Annotated in this window: 21 protein-coding genes; 10 read left to right on the forward strand and 11 right to left on the reverse strand. The window is 35.3% G+C overall.

The features are described 5' to 3' along the window. The 6 genes from B0I22_RS06955 to B0I22_RS06980 form a co-directional block, all read right to left on the reverse strand. Positions 1 to 582, reverse strand: a complete 582-nt coding sequence (locus tag B0I22_RS06955) for a hypothetical protein (protein ID WP_133943907.1) — start codon at positions 580 to 582, stop codon at positions 1 to 3. Positions 583 to 719: 137 nt separating this feature from the next. Next, a complete protein-coding gene (locus B0I22_RS06960; RefSeq protein WP_133943908.1) occupies positions 720 to 1,391 on the reverse strand; it encodes a hypothetical protein in 672 nt (223 codons plus the stop codon). Positions 1,392 to 1,565: 174 nt separating this feature from the next. After that, positions 1,566 to 2,447 carry a hypothetical protein gene (locus B0I22_RS06965; protein WP_133943909.1) on the reverse strand — a complete coding sequence of 294 codons (882 nt, stop codon included), beginning with the start codon at positions 2,445 to 2,447 and terminating at the stop codon, positions 1,566 to 1,568. A gap of 101 nt (positions 2,448 to 2,548) precedes the next feature. Then, entirely contained in the window at positions 2,549 to 3,127 is a 579-nt protein-coding gene (locus tag B0I22_RS06970) for a hypothetical protein (protein WP_166668190.1), read from the reverse strand. A gap of 96 nt (positions 3,128 to 3,223) precedes the next feature. Next, entirely contained in the window at positions 3,224 to 3,847 is a 624-nt protein-coding gene (locus B0I22_RS06975) for an SMI1/KNR4 family protein (RefSeq protein ID WP_185145338.1), read from the reverse strand. A gap of 157 nt (positions 3,848 to 4,004) precedes the next feature. After that, a complete protein-coding gene (locus tag B0I22_RS06980; protein ID WP_221411215.1) occupies positions 4,005 to 4,634 on the reverse strand; it encodes a CbrC family protein in 630 nt (209 codons plus the stop codon). A 173-nt stretch (positions 4,635 to 4,807) separates the two neighbouring features. Between B0I22_RS06980 and B0I22_RS06985 the strand changes: the two genes are divergently transcribed. The 9 genes from B0I22_RS06985 (at position 4,808) to B0I22_RS07025 (ending at position 14,661) form a co-directional block, all read left to right on the forward strand. Continuing rightward, entirely contained in the window at positions 4,808 to 5,479 is a 672-nt protein-coding gene (locus B0I22_RS06985) for a TetR/AcrR family transcriptional regulator (protein ID WP_133943913.1), read from the forward strand. 37 nt (positions 5,480 to 5,516) lie between these two features. Continuing rightward, positions 5,517 to 6,425, forward strand: coding sequence for a hypothetical protein (locus B0I22_RS06990; protein ID WP_133943914.1), 909 nt, complete (start codon positions 5,517 to 5,519; stop codon positions 6,423 to 6,425). An 89-nt stretch (positions 6,426 to 6,514) separates the two neighbouring features. Then, complete coding sequence (locus B0I22_RS06995) at positions 6,515 to 6,796, forward strand: helix-turn-helix domain-containing protein (protein WP_133943915.1); 282 nt, start codon at positions 6,515 to 6,517, stop codon at positions 6,794 to 6,796. Between the two features lie 94 nt (positions 6,797 to 6,890). After that, entirely contained in the window at positions 6,891 to 9,074 is a 2,184-nt protein-coding gene (locus tag B0I22_RS07000) for a VapE domain-containing protein (protein WP_133943916.1), read from the forward strand. A gap of 790 nt (positions 9,075 to 9,864) precedes the next feature. Further along, positions 9,865 to 10,710 (forward strand): sce7726 family protein, encoded by an 846-nt coding sequence (locus tag B0I22_RS07005; protein ID WP_133943917.1) that lies wholly within the window; start codon positions 9,865 to 9,867, stop codon positions 10,708 to 10,710. Further along, positions 10,692 to 11,633 carry a sce7725 family protein gene (locus B0I22_RS07010; RefSeq protein WP_133943918.1) on the forward strand — a complete coding sequence of 314 codons (942 nt, stop codon included), beginning with the start codon at positions 10,692 to 10,694 and terminating at the stop codon, positions 11,631 to 11,633. The genes B0I22_RS07005 and B0I22_RS07010 overlap by 19 nt, the downstream gene beginning before the upstream one ends. A gap of 2 nt (positions 11,634 to 11,635) precedes the next feature. Beyond that, a complete protein-coding gene (locus tag B0I22_RS07015) occupies positions 11,636 to 12,700 on the forward strand; it encodes an RES domain-containing protein (protein WP_133943919.1) in 1,065 nt (354 codons plus the stop codon). Between the two features lie 18 nt (positions 12,701 to 12,718). Next, positions 12,719 to 13,606 carry a type I restriction enzyme HsdR N-terminal domain-containing protein gene (locus B0I22_RS07020; protein ID WP_133943920.1) on the forward strand — a complete coding sequence of 296 codons (888 nt, stop codon included), beginning with the start codon at positions 12,719 to 12,721 and terminating at the stop codon, positions 13,604 to 13,606. A 20-nt stretch (positions 13,607 to 13,626) separates the two neighbouring features. Beyond that, positions 13,627 to 14,661: a hypothetical protein gene (locus tag B0I22_RS07025; RefSeq protein WP_133943921.1), complete on the forward strand. Its 1,035-nt coding sequence runs from the start codon at positions 13,627 to 13,629 to the stop codon at positions 14,659 to 14,661. Positions 14,662 to 14,749: 88 nt separating this feature from the next. On the opposite strand, the gene B0I22_RS07030 is transcribed toward B0I22_RS07025, so the two are convergent. Then, positions 14,750 to 14,929, reverse strand: coding sequence for a hypothetical protein (locus B0I22_RS07030; protein WP_133943922.1), 180 nt, complete (start codon positions 14,927 to 14,929; stop codon positions 14,750 to 14,752). Between the two features lie 866 nt (positions 14,930 to 15,795). Between B0I22_RS07030 and B0I22_RS07035 the strand changes: the two genes are divergently transcribed. Then, the gene (locus tag B0I22_RS07035) at positions 15,796 to 16,218 is read left to right on the forward strand and encodes a DUF6943 family protein (RefSeq protein ID WP_133943974.1); all 423 of its coding nucleotides are present in this window, start codon (positions 15,796 to 15,798) and stop codon (positions 16,216 to 16,218) included. A 187-nt stretch (positions 16,219 to 16,405) separates the two neighbouring features. Here the strand turns inward: B0I22_RS07035 and B0I22_RS07040 are convergent, their stop codons facing one another. From B0I22_RS07040 to B0I22_RS07055, 4 genes are all read right to left on the reverse strand, one after another. After that, positions 16,406 to 16,678 carry a hypothetical protein gene (locus B0I22_RS07040; protein WP_133943923.1) on the reverse strand — a complete coding sequence of 91 codons (273 nt, stop codon included), beginning with the start codon at positions 16,676 to 16,678 and terminating at the stop codon, positions 16,406 to 16,408. Then, complete coding sequence (locus B0I22_RS07045) at positions 16,668 to 16,931, reverse strand: hypothetical protein (RefSeq protein ID WP_133943924.1); 264 nt, start codon at positions 16,929 to 16,931, stop codon at positions 16,668 to 16,670. The genes B0I22_RS07040 and B0I22_RS07045 overlap by 11 nt, the downstream gene beginning before the upstream one ends. 12 nt (positions 16,932 to 16,943) lie before the next feature. Continuing rightward, positions 16,944 to 17,396 carry a DUF5675 family protein gene (locus B0I22_RS07050; RefSeq protein ID WP_133943925.1) on the reverse strand — a complete coding sequence of 151 codons (453 nt, stop codon included), beginning with the start codon at positions 17,394 to 17,396 and terminating at the stop codon, positions 16,944 to 16,946. A gap of 68 nt (positions 17,397 to 17,464) precedes the next feature. Then, complete coding sequence (locus B0I22_RS07055) at positions 17,465 to 18,268, reverse strand: hypothetical protein (protein ID WP_133943926.1); 804 nt, start codon at positions 18,266 to 18,268, stop codon at positions 17,465 to 17,467. Positions 18,269 to 18,861: the final 593 nt, after the last annotated feature.

An 18,861-nucleotide genomic window follows, 5' to 3' on the forward strand; every position in this document is an offset into this window, starting at 1 on the left:
CTAATATCCATCGTTTACGTTTTTTATAGGATGATAAATAAGTTTTTTATGCCCATTTATCTGATATTCCAGCCCAATGCTGTCACTGTTTTGTGCTATGATTTTTACATTTTGTATAGGTGTCAAATCGGGGTGGTTTTTGGTGCTTAATGTTTGGGTTATAATTTCCTGATAATCGGGTCTTGCAATGTTTTTTTCAAACAAGCCAAAGTGATTTTCGTAAATGTAAACTCGTGCTTTTGACATAGGATGATGCCTTGTTGTTTCTAATCTAAATTGGTTGTCGATTTTTATTTGTTGATAATCTTCGGTATCGGTTAGATAAAACACCATCGCATAAAAAGGAAGCAACATTGGGAGCAGGCTCAAAATCAGCAAAACCACTATTAAGAAAAAATAGATTTTAATTTTTCTACTTTTCCAAAAACCAATGATGAATGCCAGCGTAAACAAAATCCAAATCCACGCAATGGCTTTTTCGGTGTAATAGCCACGCAACTGCCAATCGAAAAAATTCAGTAACACACTAATGCCGAAAATCGCTGAAACGAAATAATAGGTTTTGTAAATGTTTGTTTTCATTTGGCATCATTGGTTTTGTTTGTTTTAATAATCATCCCCATCAAACAAATCACAGTTCAGACTGTTTTGGGTTTTATTGAAAATTGTTGGGTTGCAGTTTCGCCCCACTATTGCACCCCTTGTTATGTGTAGCCTTTTTATTCTTCTCTATAAATATCAAAGGTTTCAAATTTTACTCTTCCAAAATCTTTTGTTGTTTTAATTTTGCTTTCTACTTTTTCAGGTTCTGTGGCGTGAAAACTTTCCGAACCGTCTTTATGTAAAAACCATTCGTTGTCTTGTTTTGAGTATTTATATGTGATTATTCTTGTCCAACGCCAAGCACTTCCGCCATAGTGTTCAACTGAAAAATAACCATTTTTAATTGTAACGCCCATAAATGGGTCACCCATCATTCCACCGCAATCAATACAATAAACAGTATTATTATTTTTTCTTGCAAGTTGCAATTTGTTGTCTTTGTTGCGTAATAAAATAAGTAACGGTCTTCTTTCGGGATTATCAATGACATCGGACAAAGTGTCTTCGTCATTTTTTTTAAGCACAAGTATGTAGTCATTGATTTCGTCAAGATTTAAGTCGCCTGATACCGTGTCCAAAACAGAATAGTTTTTAGGTACAAACTCTAATAATTCATTCGGTAAATTGTCAACTACTTGCTTAAAGGGTTCTCTTTTTTGAATATTTTCTATTCCTGTCGTTATTGTGTCTATGTTTTTAACTGCCGACTTTTCTTGTTTTGAATTTTGATTACAAGAACACAGTGTCAATAAAAGACAAATAAATATGTTAGTTGGAAGTTCTCTCATAAGGTTACACATAACACTCGGATTGGCGAACATTCCGTTTGTTGTCGTTTGTTGTTATTTCTAAATTTTTATTTCTCTTTTTCCCAATAATCATCCCCATCAAAAAAATCACAGTTTAGACTGTTTTGGTTTTTATTGAAAATTGTTGGGTGTTTTTTTTGATATATGTAGGTTTTATTTATTGTTTTCATTCATCAAATGGCTCACGTACCTTCCGCCGTGTGAACGAATATTTAAAAACTGTACATCATTTAATTTTTGTAATTCAAAAAGTTGCTCTTCTGTCAATATTGAATTTCTTAATTTAAAGTGTTTAATAAATGAAAACGCCTTTGATAGAAAGAGTTTCTTAAAATCTTCAAAGTTTGTGTAATCTTCGACTGGCATATCAAAAACATCGATAACTTCCGAATAGTCCAAAGCTGATAATTGATGGAAATTTTCACTTTCGGATAAATTTTTAATAAAATTCTGATGATTATAACCTGCTTGTACTTTCAAAAATGACAATGGATGTTTTCCTATTTCGAAAAAAGATTTATCGGGAGCAGATGGAATAACTAAACTTTCAAGCTTTGGCATTTTTATAACAAGTTTTGCGATTGTTCCGTTTTCTTCCATCGAAAAATCGCTATCAATAATGCTTTGGTTATGGTCGCCCAAATCGGTCTGTTGTATCGCAAAAACTTTTAGGTTGCTGAACACGGCATCAGAATTTATAATTCTGTCGAATACCCAGCTTTTGGTTCCGTTGGCACCTTCGTCTTGCCCACCAAAGTGTAACGAAATTATTTTTTCGGCGTGTTGTTGTTCGGAAATGAATTCTAAAAATCTGCAAAAAGCAAAGTTGGTTTCATAATCAAATTCCGAAACAGCTACAGTTGGGTCATCATCAAATCCGTTTCCATAAAAGGATAAGCTGTAAAATTCTCCTATTTTTGAAAATTCTATTTTGGGTGCATAACCTATAAAATATTCTCGTTCTTCGCCTGTTTCAAAGTCGGTAGTTTCATATTTATAGATTTCGTTTTGTAATTGGATAAGTTTCTCTGTCATTTGTTATTATTTCTAAATTTTTATTTCTCTTTTCTCAATAATCATCCCCATCAAAAAAAATGCAGTTCAGATTATTTTTGTTTTTTTGTATTAAGTGTTTATTAGTACACTTCGCCAATTCCGTCAATTTCTTCTACTTTATTATTTACTATTTTCAATGCAAGTTGATGCTCCTCATCTAAATCATATAAAATAGGAATTATGATAGTGCCATTATTTGATATTCTGATGCTTTCGAGAATTTCATTCATATATTCGAAGTGCTTTTCTTCATTATCAATATTAAGTGGTGGGTGTAGTTGTCCATTTTCTGTATTTTGGATTTTATCGTTTTCGAAAAGAACCTCAAAAGGGACTTCGTAATATCTAGCGTATCTTTCTTTGTAGTATTCAAAAGATTTTTCTTTAATATCGACTACAACTTTGTCAATCTCTATCAAAAAACTTTTTAGTGTTTTTTCATATTCATCCAACTGTTTTTGTGTGGGAGGTGTTTCTATTTTTTCCCACTCTTCATCATACTGGTTTCCTAAATATACTTTGACAGATTTAGCATTTTTGTAGATTTTAAAATAGGGAATTTCAAAAGTTTGTTCAGCTGAAAATCCTTGCAGGTCGTTTTTTACTTTCCCAAAAAAGTTTTGTATCATATTTCTAAATTTTTTTCTCTTTTCTTCCAACAATCATCCCCATCAAAAAAATCACAGTTCAGACTGTTTTGGTTTTTATTGAAAATTGTTGGGTGGTGGGGTTTGTAGCACATTGCAAAGTCTTTTTTAGCGCTTCCAGATTTCACTCATTTGCCAATTTACAATATCAATCTTTGCATCTGTTTCCAAAGAATGGTGTTCATCTTCTAGAGCATCTTCGTTCAAATGATAAAGTTCTTGTTCTAAATCATTAGCAAAATTTTCAATCAAATGAGATGTTGAGCCAGCAACTAAAATTCCTATTTCATATTCATCGTCTATGAAAATGATTTGTCCGTATTGCCCGCATTGAGTTGGTGTAAGGTCAAGATATAAGTGTGTATGAGAACCATCAAACGCAAATTTTATCCAATCAATATTATAGATATTTGCTGTTTTAATTTCTTTATCTGCGTTTTTAAGGACAATATTTAGGTTAGAATAATTCTCTTTTTTATCTAAATATTCCGAAATTATTTTGTTAATAGGATAAAAGTCCATTCCGTAGAATAGGCTTCCAAAATTTTCATCGTCGTTTAGCCCATTATGCCACAGATAAAGTTGCTTGAAGTCAGCTGGCAATTCCTTACCAATTGTTTTTTCAAGTTCTTTAACTTCATTTTCAGTTGCTGGATTTTGTAGAGAAAGTTCAACTATTTTATTTGCATTGTTTCTCAACCAGTTTTCAATTTTTTCTAAATTTTCTTTCATTATGTGTCGTAAGTTTTAATTCGGTATGGTTGCTCTATAATTTCCGCTAATCTGCCATTTAAATATTTCTCTCAAAAAAATCACAGTGCAGACAATGGGTGTGATGTATTTGCAGTTTCGTTGTACTATTATAAAGCTTTGTTAGTGATGTGTTTTTTCAAGTAAAGTCAACGTGTAATCTATGTTGTCCGCACTTTAAACACTGAAACAAATAAGCTCCCAAATCGCTGTCTTTTGTTATTCCGTTTGTTATGTATTCTGTTGGAATACCCGAATTTTCAATATCATCTTTAAGTTCGTCTAAAAATGGTTCGATTGATTTACTGTCAGTATATCCAATAAATGCACAAGGTTCGTTACAATGCGTCAACCAAACTTCTTGTTGCCAAGAAGAATAGCTTGGTGTTTTGTTTGTTATTTCCAGTAATAACTCTTTAGGTATTGTTGGTTCGGGGTCATTTGGGTCTGGAGATACTCCTTCAATACCGCAATAGTCATTAAATTCTCCTTTATATTTTTCCGCTGTCTGTCCGTTTGCGATACACCAAGGACAGATATAGTCAGGTTTATCAATACTGTAAAATGAACTTACGTATTTCAGATTTCTATGTTCGTTGCAAATTGAACATACTCCGTCAACTTCCTTAAATATGTCAAGGTCGTATGCGTTAGGGCTGTATTTAAATTTGGGTAATTCCATATTTGCGTCTTTATATGTTCTATGTTTTAATATTAAAGCAAACTTGCCGATTGATGTATCACAGTTCAGACCATTTTCATCCCTCAAAAAAAATCAAAGCCCGGAAAATAATTGCCCAAAAATTTCATCTTTTTGCATCGGTTTTTATTGTTTTATCCTAAACAAAGGAAATAAATTTATTACATTTACACAAGTTTTTTTTCCTATCAGTAGGATTATTTTTTTAATTTTGATAATTCAATCATAAAAATTCCCGCACAATGCCCAATCCCAAAAAACAAACCCCAGCAAAAAAAGAACGCAAAGTAAACTCGGGTCCCATACGTGAGAAAGCCCGCACTATGCAAAAAATGGTAGATGCCGTGGGCACAGTCTTGCAAACGCAGGGCTATCCGGGCTTAACCATTGCCAACGTAACCGCACAAGCTGGGGTTGACAGGCGTTTGGTTTCTACCTATTTTGGCAACATAGACAGCCTGGTGGCAACCTACCTAAAGCAAAACGACTATTGGGAAACCACCGCCAAACAAAACATAGACCTTATGCTACAACACCCCGACAGGCTGGGCAAGGCAGAAATCATTGGGTTGTTGCAAGGTCAGTTTGATGCCGTGATGAGCAACGAGGTAATGCAGAAAACCATCCACTGGGAACTGGGCGAACAAAACAAAACCCTGCGGGAACTCGCCGACCGCCGAGAAGACACCGGCGAACCTGTTCTGCGAGCTTTAGAGAAAAACTTTGCCAACACCAACATAGATTTAAGAGCCATTATTGCCTTGCAGATTAGCGGTTTGTACTACCTCTCGCTTCACGCCAAAGCCAACGGCAGTACTTTTTGCGGTATCGATATCAATGAGGCAGATGGTAAGGAACGGATTAGTAAAGCGGTGGAAATGGTGGTGGAGATGGTGTATGAAAAGGAAGGATAAAATGAAAAACTACTAACTAACAACTAAACCAAAAAACTTGTCGGAAGATTACCAAATAAAAACCAACGTTCAGTTTACCGAACACACGGCTATTCCAAAAGAACAGTCCGAGAGCGTTTTGTTTGATATTTTGGTAGAAGAGGTAATAGACAATGCCACCTATTGCAGGGTTTTAATCAACAAATTGCTGGCGGTTCCGTATGCACAATTAGCAGATTTTATCAACCACCATACCCAGTTTATTTCCGACCCTATAAAATGGCTCAATAAAACCGACAAGCTCATTTCGGTAAACGAAAAAGTGTTTTCAACTTCTGACAATCAGGGCAGGATGATGAAATGCTTTACCATCATAGAAAGCAAACGCAAAGAACTGGAGATACTGCGCAACCGCCACACCAAAACCAAACCGCCAATGCAATACATCAATGCAGAATGCGAGGAAAGGTATTTTTGCTTCCGCGAGGTAAAAAATACCGTAAATGCGATGGATTGCAACACCGATAAAATAATGTTCCTAACCAAAGAAAAATTCGATTACGAGCAGGCAAGCATCGATTTCATCAACCCAAAACTGCCCGATTATTCCATCCAATGCCAAAAAGAAATAGACCAGATACAACACCTGATACGTTTAACCGATGAATTCTCAAAAGAACAGATGCAGAAGAACTCCAACGGACTTCCATTCAATAAACTCAAAATAAATTGTAACATCAATCAATTGGTGGATATTTTTTACCAGCTCCACAGAGAGTTATTTGTTGATGGGAAACCGATTATTGATGGAAATGTGAATGATATAGCTTCAGTAATTGTAAATAGCTTTACTGATAGAGATGGTAGAGATTTAAGTCCCGAAAGTGTAAAAACAATGCTCACACCATCCAAGACCGATAAACGTCCTAAACCCCACAAGCGAATAGACATCGACAAATTACTGTAAATAAATCTTGTCCCGAAAGACCATTTCGGGACATTTTGACTTTTTACCATTGCATTCCTTTGCTTCCATAATCATAAAATTATTGACAAATGGAAGCAATTATCTTAAGCAAAGACCAATACGCAGAATTGGTAGCACGGTTAGACGAAATCACTACACGTCTCAATGCCAAAAACGAACCTAAGAAAGACACCTTCTTAGACAACCAGGAGTTTCTTATCCTGATGAAAATTTCCAAACGCACCGCTCAAACCTGGAGAGACGAAGGACGTATTTCATTCTCACAAGTCGGCAACAAAATTTACTACAAACTTTCAGATGTAGAAAAACTCTTGAACGAGCATTACAACAAGTCTTTTTCAAAGAAATAACTAGTTCATTGTCATTTCGAGCTTGTCGAGAAATCTTTTCGACCAAGAAATGAAAATCTAAAATCTCAAGTCTAATATCTAACATCTGAAAGTTATGGTAGTAAGTATTTTTAAAAACTTCAATGAAGTGGTACAAAACCAAAAAATCATTGAGGTACTGGAAGACATCAAAACAGGTAAATACAAAAATGTGATTACCTATTTGAGAAAATCATTGGCAGAAAGCAAGATGGAAGCTTACGAAAGGGCAAAGAAATCTTTGCCCGCTTTCACACCTTCGGCGTGTTTCAAAGGCGGTAGAAAGTTAGAGTTTATCACGGCTTACACGCAAATGGTTGTGTTAGATATTGATAAATTGTCTAAAGAACAATTGACCAATGCTAAAGCATTGGCAAGCCAAAGCCCTTATACATTCGCATCGTTCACAAGTCCATCGGGCAACGGGTTAAAGATTTTTGTAAAAGTAAATTCATCGCAGGAAAATCATAAAGATGCTTTCCTTGCTTTGCAAAAATACTATGAAGAACTATTGGCTTTGCCAATAGACAAATCCGGCAAAGACGTTACACGCCTTTGTTTCGTGTCTTTCGACACGGATTTATTTCTTAATGAAAATGCAAGCATTTTCAAAGTCCTCTCCTTTGGAGAGGATTTAGGAGAGGAAAAGCAAAATTCAGAAGCAATCAACGAGCTTACAACCATTGCAAGCAATGGTTTCCCTTCGGGAAATTCATTGAATGATTACCTGCCTATCTACGAGCATTGCGTAAGATTTACTGAAAAGAAAGAAAGCTACATCAATGGAAACAGAAACAATTTTGTTCATTTATTAGCCTGCAATCTCAACCGAAAAGGCGTGCCATTGCCTGCGTCAATGGGCTTTATTTTGTCCGATTACAATTACGATGCACAAGAAGTAATGACCACTGTAAACAGTGCTTACAAAAATGTGATAGAACACAACAAAAGTAATTTAGCAGTAAATCCAAAAAGCGAAATTTCCGAGCCATCCAAGAGCGAAAAATCATCTAACGATGATTTGGAAGAGGAAGAAGAAAAGCCCAGTTTCATAGACCGTTTGGAAAACTTTTTAAACTTTCGTTATTGCTTTCGCTATAACATCGTTACTGGAAAATTGCAGTACAAAGCAATCAAAGCTACGCTTTGGAAACCCGTTACGGATTTCGTTGAAAACTCAATCCTGCGGGAGATTTTAAAGGCAAAAGTAAAATGCAATATCAATACGCTTCGCAATTTATTGCATTCCGATTATTGCCAGCAATACGACCCTTTTAAAGATTATTTTGAGGATTTAAAAACCAACGAAGATGAAACCGACCACATCCTAAACCTTGCTAATACCATAACTACCACAAAGCAAGAATTGTGGCAAATCTGTTTTAAAAAATGGTTTGTAGCAATGGTAGCCTGCGTAACCAACGAAAAAGCGATTAACCAAACCGTAATCGTATTCAGCGGAAAACAAGGCGTAGGAAAAACAACGTGGATAGAAAAACTCATCCCAAAACCCTTGAAAGATTATATGTTTTCAGGAACGATAAATCCCAACAATAAAGACACTTTAATCCACTTGGCAGAATGTATGCTCATCAATCTGGATGAATTGGAAAATCTGAACCGTACCGAAATCGGTACGCTTAAAGAGTTAATTACGAAAACGCAAATCCGTATGCGAAAAGCCTACGGCCATAACAACGAAAGCCTGCCACGCAGGGCTTCCTTTGCAGGCAGTGTAAACACTGCCCAATTTCTGAACGATACAACCGGCTCACGCCGTTTCCTCTGCTTTGAAGTGGAGCATATTGAGTACACCCACAACATTGATATTAATTTGGCTTATGCACAGGCAAAGCAATTGTATAAAGAAGATTTTCGCTATTGGTTCAACCAGGAAGAAATCAAGGAAATCAATGCCAACAACGAGCAATACCAAATCCGAAGTCCTGAAGAAGAATTACTGTTAACCTGGTTTGATTTAGCAGACCGAGATACCGCAAACGCTTTCCTCAACACCTCACAAATCGGAGCCAAATTAGCCGACAAAGCAAAGCTGAACATCACAGACGGGACGGTTATGAAATTGGGCAAAGCATTAAAGAAACACGGCTATTTGCGACTTTCCAAAAAGAATGGCTATGTGTATGCCGTCAAAGAATTAACTTGGGACGAAGTAGAAAACAAAAACAGGGAGAAAGAACCGCCACACGAACAGCCAAAACCACCGGAGCAATCCAAATTCAGATTTGATAATTCGTAAAGGTGCATTCTGCACCTTTTTTCATTCGTTGGCGTGGATAAGTAGGATAAGCATTTTTGAACAGAAACATTTTTCAATTTTTAGCTTCGCTAAAAAACAAGCCAAAACAAATCCTTTCAGTGCAAACGAAAACCTACGGTTTACCGTTTTGCATCATATCAACCCGATAAATCCGTTTTTTATTTCTGCGAAAAAAAAATAATCTTTTTGACAGAATGTACTTATCCTACTTACAGTAGGATTTTGCACAGCATTGCTTCATCGGTTTTGCCTTCGGCAAAAACCTATTTTCTAAAGCTCCGCTTTATTATAAAATATCGGTGCATTCTGCACCTCATTACCTTAATTAGAGAGGATAAGTAGGATAACCTTTTTTGACCAAAAAGATTTTTTATTTTTTATCTCCTATAAAAAACAAGCCACTTTGCACCTTTTCGGTGCAAACCGAAACAAGCACTTCGTTGCTTTGCTTCCAATCATCCCGATAAATCGGTTTTTGTATTTCTACGAAATACAAAAAATATGTTTTGCGGAAATTTAGTTATCCTACTTACTTTTTTTACTGTTAATTCATTAATTCAGATAATTATGTTTTTGTATATTTGGTTTCAGAGAATAAAGTTCCAAAAATTAGAGTAGGTTAGAATACAAAAGATTGCTTTTTAGTAAGTTGTTTCATTTATAAAACTGACTGATGTTTAATATTCCTACCTACTATATCCAACAACAACCAATAAAAGTTTAACTTTGTAGTGTGAAAAGTTATGTGCAAAATATTCAAACTTTAAGAATGCTTTCCCAAGTATTCTCACCCCCTGTTTTTCATAAGATAGTTAGGGAAAATGACTTTTTGCCTTTTGAGAAAAAAGTTGCTAAATATATAGGTTCTCATAATGAATATTCAAATCTGGATATAATTAAATTTTTGTACAAGTCCTTACAAAAGAATTATAGATGTGAATACATTTACAAGAATAACATAACGCTTGATATTATAAAAAATTATAGCTTAAGTGAAACCTTAACTATTAATGAATTAAAAGTTGGTGCTTCAAAAGCTGATTTGGTTTTGCTAAACGGTGCTGTTAGAATTTATGAAATTAAAACAGAGCTTGATGGTTTAGGCAAGTTATCTAAACAGTTATGTGATTATCAGAAATTTGCTGATAAAGTATATGTCGTTACTGATGAAAAATATGCTAAAAAAATAATTAGCGAATATGCCACTACAAATATTGGGGTTATCTCGTTGGATGCTAAAAACAAGTTGAATATTTTAAAAGAGGCTGAAAGTAATTCTTTGTTATTCGATTTTGAAACAATATTTAAAATTTTAAGAAAGCAAGAATATTTGGATTTAGTAATATCAAATTTTGGCTCACTGCCAGATGTCCCAAATACTAAAATCTTCAAAGAATGCTATTCGCTTTTATCGCAACTTGAGATTGCAGATTTTCAAAAACAGGTTTTAAATAAGCTTAAGGAGCGTAAATTACAACAGCCAAGTTTATTAAAATCAAATAATACCCCTAAAGAACTAAAGCATATTTGTAATTCTTTAGACTTGAATCAGCAGGAATACCAAAACTTATATCACTTTTTAGCAACCAAAAACGTATGTACCAACCCTATATAAGAGGCAAACAGTTTGAACTGATTGGTATTAGAGAATTAATACCGGAAGTACTTGTAAATAACAGAGCGAAAGTTTCACCGATAATAGAACCTGTAAAAGATTCTTCAACTTTAAAGACTACTATATCAGGTTTAGCCAGCAATAATATAAATTTCACGGTAATTGTCAATCCTCAAGTAGGAACATTTAATGACCCCAGTGCTATATTTACAGCTCTAAGAAATTGTATAGGTACTTATAGGAATTATCAAGTAGGAATTATTTTCCATAGTCGTAATAACCACACAGCACTTCTAAATGTACTACAGCAAAATTCAGACTTGTTTGAATCTTTAAGTGTTATACATAATGTAGCTTCAGATAACATTTTGGAAATTCTTGCACCTTATCAGCAACATTTTCAAATAAAATACAACGTAATTAATCTATCCCTAACAAGTAGAAGGTATTTTAGAAACTTTGAAAGAGATACCTTAATTGAATGCGATGATTACTTCAAGTCTCAAGTTAGAAATGCTGATTACCTACAAGCAGATGAAAGTGATTTCTCAGAAGAACATTTATATTATGAGGATGAGGGATTTGCAGGTTTTTCAGATTATTTAGCCATAGGCGAAGAATACTCAGAGAGTGGGTTTTTACCTTATGCCGTAGCTATACACTTATCTTATTCAGACGCAACAACAAATAAAATTAAGGTTAAACATTTTGTTTCAAATTCCAATGATGACCAATCGGATATTGCAGGAAAGTTTGAAGAAGCTTTAAATAAATTAATTGCTTGGTGTGATGCTACAGGTTATAATTCTGTGGCTATTCCTATTTTTAGAGAATATCACGCAAATGGACATTTCCCAGGTCTTGGTACTTTGAAAAAACTTTCTCTTATGAATCACATTGACTTAGTTCTGAAATTAATCTAATTATGAATTGTTGTACAAATTGTTTTGAAAGCAATTATATAAATGATGTCATTTTTAGAAACAAAACAACAGGTAAATGTGATTATTGTAATTCTGAAAATGCAAGTATTTATGACGCATCCGAATTGAGTATTTTCTTTAAGGGAATATTAGATTTGTATGAAGTAAATACTGATGATGGCAAACCTGTTGAAGAACAGATAATCGTCGATTTTTCTCAAAAAGTATTTACGCAAAAGCTTATTGACGCTAATTGTGTAAAGCGACTTATTACGGACATTATTCAAGATGATATTGCCGACTATCAAAATGTTTTAGACAATCCAGTACGTTTGAAATATCACAACTCCGATATTGAAGACGTGATTATAAAGCCTCTTGCTCTTTCGTGGGATAAGTTTTGCGATGAAATTAAATCTGTAAATAGATTTCATTTTGTAAATGCTTTAGACCTTGAAAAATTAAAAAGTTTATTCCGGTATTTTGAAAAAGAAGTACCAAAAGGAAAAAAATTCTACAGGGCTCGAATAAGTAACACAACAAAAGGATACCCGGCAAATGAAATGGGGAACCCACCAAATCATTTAGCAAAAAGTGGCAGAGCAAATCCACACGGGATTTCATATCTATACTTGGCTAATGATATTACTACAACTTTATTTGAAGCAAGAGCAAGTTTATATGATTATGTTTCCATAGGTACTTTTAGGCTTGAAGAAAACCTTCGAGTAGTCAATTTAAGTCGTCAAACCTATGATGTATTCAGATTAGCAGAAATTGAATCATTAGAGGAAGTTATGATACACGGTTCTTTTATTGATAAATTGGAACAGGAACTTTCTACACCCAGAAGAAAAAATGATAGTGAGTTGGATTATTTGCCTACGCAATATCTTTCAGAATTAATAAAATCTATGGGATTTGACGGAATAGAATTCAAAAGCTCTTTATATTCTGAAGGATATAATCTTGCTATATTCTATCCTGAAAAATTCAATTGCTTAGAGGTAGATGTGTATGATATAGATAAAATTAAGCTCGAATACACAAAAATAACAGGCGCATAGGCTTAATCGGTATTAATTATGAATACACATCATTTCTTCAATGTATTGGAAGGCTTTGATTTTACCCTTCTAAATAATCCTGAATTTCAGGAAGATTCTGTGCGTGAAGAAATAATATTGCCAATTATTAAAGGTTTAGGCTATTCATCCGGTAAACCCAACCAAATAGTAAGGAGCAGAAAATTATTACATCCTTTTGTTTCGATTGGTTCTCAAAAGAAAAACATCTACATAATACCTGATTATCTTTTCGAGGTTAATGACAAGCCAGCTTGGATATTAGATGCTAAAGCACCAACAGAAGATATTTTAAAATCACATCACGTTGAACAGGCATATTCTTACGCAATACATAGCGAAGTTAGAGTGAACTTTTTCGCATTATGTAATGGAAAAGAGTTTGTGTTGTATAGTGTTGATAAAGCAAAGCCTATTCTACATTTTCCCTTACAATCAATACCTACATATTGGGAAAGCTTACAGAAATTTTTATCTCCTCAGAATATATTTTCTAATAATCATTTTAAATTAGCAAAAGACCTCGGATTGCATTTAAAAAGATTAGGATTCGATACTTTCGAAAGTCTCTTTTTCCCCGAAGTGCCAATTATAGATATAGGTCAGTTAGACCCTGATATGTTTTCATTTTCCGCTGGTATTAATGAAAATGGCAATCGTTATGTAGTAACTTTTGATTTCAATAATGATGTTTTATTGCAACTGAAAGGAAAGATTCCCGATGAGGCAATTAAGAAATTATCAGTACGCAATCCAGAGTACAGACAAGTTGTTAGATTTGGAGATAAAGCTTTTTTTATTGGGGTTGATTGTAAAGTTGGTACTCAATTAGAAGAAAACGAAGACGAGATTTTCTTACCTATGGTTATTAATCGTATTATTAATTAGAAGGAAAATTAGTTGTACACTTGAAGTCTATACCAACATCATATAGTTGCTTTTCCGAAAAGGGAGAATGCCCATTACCGCCACAAGAATTTATTGACGAATGTCTCAAAGATGGTATTGAACCTGTTATCTTTTTAGATAGTTGTGTATGCTTGCATATTATTAAAGTCGTAGATTATGGAAAGGATGCAACAAATGTAGATTTCTCAAAGATAATTGCATTAAAAGAGTATTTGGAAAAACACCCAGAGATAAAAATAAATCCATTTTTTGCTTTAATGGAATTATGTAATCAAACAGGTGTTCTCGACAAACAAAAACTTCTCGATTTCAAATCAAGAATAGATTTTTTTGAGCAAATACCATTAAAGGTTTTTAAAAAATTTAAGTATGACTTCTTCAGAGATATGTTTGTGTTTAAAGATTTTTCAAAATTGCCTGACAATGCTTTAGATGCCTTTTATCCTATACTAATGAATAGTTATTGTGCTTTATTGAAAATAAGAAGTATTGCACTTGGTGGTGTTACCAAAAGCAAAGCTGAAAGTAATATCAACGAGTTTGCTGATTGGATGATTGATGAACTAAAGATATTTCGGGGAGCAGAATACAAATTAGCAATGAATATCTTTGGTGGCAATACTAATTTCAGAAAAATGCTTGGTTTGGATTCTAAACCAAAAGAAGTAAAGAAAAAAATATTAGGAACCTCTTGGGATATGTTTCATTCAAAATTTACGACCAGCAGTTTTCGATTGTTTGAAATTTTACAAAGAAATATCTATCCCTATTTCCTCACGAGCGATAGTAACTTATTTAAAATCTTTCAGAATTTTTCCTTACATATTTTAAAAGATGGAGGGGGAAACTTTATGTCTTCATTTATTTCAACTTCTGACTTTAACTATCCTCACTTTGAAGATTCATTTATTGACAAAAACAATGAGAAGCTATTTAACAGCTTTGTAGATAGAAGAAACCAGGAATATGAATTTGACAGAGTGAAAGTTGATAAAATGATTTCTGAACTTGAATTAGTAAACGGAATTTTATAAATAAAGACATCCACGCTCTGCCCACGCCAAGAAAAAATACGGCTTAAGCCAGGCGCCAACCGCACAAGCCCAACGCTTCGCCTGCCTTCTATGGCATTGCCACCGATTTGCAACTGTCATACTTTTTGCGTTGTTTTTGCCAACGCTCTACAGCACATTGCCATCCTCGTTCCTGCGGTGGCAAAGAGCTGTCCCAACACCCAAAAAACAAAGCAAAAAGACACTGCACTCCAACCACCACCACCGTTCCGTTTATGCCAGTATGCAAATCGGTGGAAGCTAAGTTACATAATGTGGCATTATAGTACATTTTCCCCACGCTTGTAGGCGACTACGCCAACGCAAAAATGTCCTATAATAACATTATGTAAAATAGCCAATGCCATAGTCCGCTACCCGAAAAAATATCCCAACGCACAATCCCAACGCTCATATTTTTCGGGTATCGGAAGCCGTATTTTTTCTCCCCACCGCACAGCCCACGCTTCTTGCCACGCTCCCCACCACCCATTTCAGCGGTGCAGGAATAAAAAGGCATAAGTTATTTATTCCCCAAGTGCTTCCGGCAGGTGCAAACAGCGTGGTTTCATTGCATTGCACTTCGCTTGATTTGCACCCGCCTCAGCACCGCACAGCAAGCGTATTGCGAGACGCATACCCTTGCTTTTTCCCACCGCCAATAGTTTTGGATATGCCTTTTTATCCCTGCGAGTTTATTGCCCCATTGCCAACGCTTTTAAAGAAAGTTTCGTTTCCGATTGACTTTTTCGGAAGAATTAAAAAGAAAAAATTTCTTCGATTGAAACTTGATTGATAGCTGAAAATGAAAAGACGATTAGTTTATCAGTAGCCGGTCAATAAATAAAAAAAAGTAAGCAAAGTTAGGTGGCTTCCACAAGCCCAACGCCCAAAAAAAGCAAAAGACTACGGCATAATGGCAAGGCATTTATGGTGGCTTCGCCGAGTTTTTTCGTTGCCTTGCCACCCTTCGGGACTTATTCCGTTTCCTTTTGCTTTTTTAGCCACGCCACCTTTAAAACGGCTTTCTTTTTTCTTTTTTTTCCCTTTTTTTCTTTCTTCTTTTCAAAATATTTCATCGAAGCGGAGCGGAGCAAAATTTTTAAAGCAGATAGTATGAAAACTCCAAAAATCTACACCTACAGCCCAAAAAATCAAAAGTCAGAATTTGATTTGTACGCCCTTTCCAAAGGTTTAAACAGCGGTAAACCTTTAGAAACCCCTTGCCCGAATTGTTTCGTTATTTCCTGCCGTAATGCGGAAGAATTAGACCAGTACAGCACCTTATTATTTGGATTATGGAAAGCAAAATCTTTTCATCAATTCTTTGTAGGTTCGGTTATTCCATTCATCCGCATTGGCGATTTTAAAAACCTCGTTTTTGAACAAATGGCACATTTACAGCAAAAACAAACTGCCTATCAAAAAGATGTAAAAGCATTTAAAGCTTTGGCGCAAAACGAAAGAGCGATGTACGAGCAACTTCTTTTAATTTCCGAACTGAAACGAATGTATATTTCAAGGCATTTAAAAAGGTAGCCTTTTCGGCTACCTTCGTTTGCTTCTACCATACCCACTGATTTACCATTATTGGCACTTTGACAGCCATATAAAGGCAATATAAAAGCACCGTTTTATAAAAACGATGCAAGCGGATGCAGAAAACAAAAAATCCCGCCCAAAGGACAGGATTTGAAAAACTAACCATTGCTGAATACCTTATGTACTAAGGCTTTTCAGCATTTTTTGTTTCATCTTTACTTTCGGTATTGTTGCTTTCTTCCGCTTGGATAGCGGTTTGTGCAACTGCCGTGGCGATGGTTCCGCCCAATGCCAAGTAACCTGCAACGGTTACAATCGTGGCAGGAATAGCCACCGGAGCGGTTAAGATTGCACCACCTACGGCGGTCAATGTGATGCCGATGGCTCTAACGATTTTGAACCATTTTGGCGTTGGAGCTTTTACACGCTCTACCAAGTTTAAATTATTATTTTTCATTGCCTGAATGTTTTAAATTGTTTTGTTCAATAATGTTGACGCGGTGTTCCAGATAATCTACTTTTTGATTGAGCATACTGTAACTGCTTTTGAATTCGGTTTTGATGATTAAAGCCATTGTTTTTACTTCGGTTAAATCCTTTTCCATATTCTTAAAATCGGAATGAAGTTGTTTAATGAAGTAGGCAACAATCGCCAACAGCATACTAATTAAAGAGCCGAACACGATGTTTAATGTGATTGCATTTTCCATTGTTGTAGGGTTTTAAAATTGAAAATTATTTTCGATGCTGATTTGATTTTCCTCGCTTTGTGCAACGCTCAAGAGCTTTGGGTAAATCATTTGGTAAGCATCTTTACTTCTTACGATTTGATAATCGCCATCGATAAAATCGAACCCAAAACCACACAACGGACAACCTGCGGTTTGTCTGAAATTGTTCCCGATGTGGATATACACAAAACTGAAATTCGGCAAGCCGTTTATCTCAATCATTCCTTTGTGAAACTTCGGAAATTTCTGCCGATACTCGGCATTCATTCCGCCCCAGGTATTTAATCTCAAAGAGTAATTTCCCTCAGGAATAGCGGTTTGTTTCGGTATTTTGATGGCTCTGATTTTGTCTTCCAACAAATAACATTGAAAAATACCCTCAATGTAAAGCTGGCTCAATGTGCTTTGTTTGCCTTCGGCAACTCTTATGATTTTTGCTTTCATTTGAAAATCGTTTTTAGAATTAATTAAAAAAGCCCTCTCTTGTGAAGAAGGCTTTTGATTTTATTGGCTTAAAACGCATCTTCAATTCGCAAACAGTTGCCAGAATTGAGCGCATAATAATTGGTGTTGACCTCTTGGAAAAACTCAATCCCGATACACTGAATAACTGTAACATTTGCGCCCAGCGTTGGAGCACCGGGAAGTGTTGCGGTTAATGTAGAGCCTGCATAAGCCGAATTTAAAGGGATATAATCCGAATACTCAACGATGCTCAACTCATTGTTTACGATGTCATCAGGTTCGTAAGTGCCTGTTGTAGCATTGTACACGAAGTCTGCAACCACCGCCAAAGCGTTAATCAATCGGAAATGTGTAGTTCCTGAAGGTGCAGAAATCAAATCGGCTGGGTTAAACGGAGCAATGATAAAATCTGCACTTTCCCTACCTGCGGTATGGGTTACATCATACGGAGCATTGAACACGCCATTTATGGAAAGTTTTTTGTCAAACTCAAAACCCAGTAAATAATTTCTTTGGGTTGAGATTTCGACCTTTCGGTAACCTCTGGCTTCCGTTCCGTCTTCCAAGTTGATTTTCTTCATTATTGAAGTAAGCCTGCCTGTAACCTGGCTATCTGCCATTTTTGACATTAACGCAGAAAGTGCTGTTCTCACAGACTTTCCGGCTCTTGCACATCCGCCAAACTCGTTCATATTTTCACGAGTACGTTCAAATTCCGGTGCGGAGTTTACTTGTTCTGCGGTTGGTCCACCAACCATTCCGGCGAAAAATCCTTGTTGACCTTTTATTTTGAAGTGTCGCACATCGCCGATGGTGCCAACGTACTTCATAAGTCCTTTTTGTCTTGCCATTGTTTTAAAATTTAAGAGTTAATAAATGCTTTGCTATAGCTATTACAAAGTTCTATCTATCTCATTTTATGAGCAATACACAAGGTTGTACAATGTGATGCAATGCGGTGCTATCGCACCGAAAACATACATTTTCAAAATTCAGAACAGCAATTAGTTTGAGAAATCGGAGGAAGAAGCAAGGATAAAAAACAGAAAAAGTATAGCGTTCCAATGCCTATAATTAGCTATTTTTATGCGGTAGATATTTGTAAAATAAAAAGGTTGTGAAAAGTTGTACTTATGTTGTACTTCAAAAAATAAAGTAAGCAAAAACCCTTTATTTACAAGCATCTGCAAAACAATTACTGATAATTGATTGTTGGCAGAAACACCATTGAACATTCGGTATAAAAACAACGGTTCTGAATATTGGACAAACTTGAATCTAAAAGAAATTGAATCCAGACCAAAAAATCTTTGCGCATAAGGTCTGAATTCACTTTCTATCGGACTGAAAAAAAACGCTGACGAAAGTTCCAAAACGCTGACTTAACGAAATTTTCAATGGTAATTCCTGACAACATTTTGGTTCACTTTTACTCTATTTTGAC

The sequence above is a fragment of the Epilithonimonas xixisoli genome, assembly GCF_004365655.1.
Taxonomy (GTDB): domain Bacteria; phylum Bacteroidota; class Bacteroidia; order Flavobacteriales; family Weeksellaceae; genus Epilithonimonas; species Epilithonimonas xixisoli.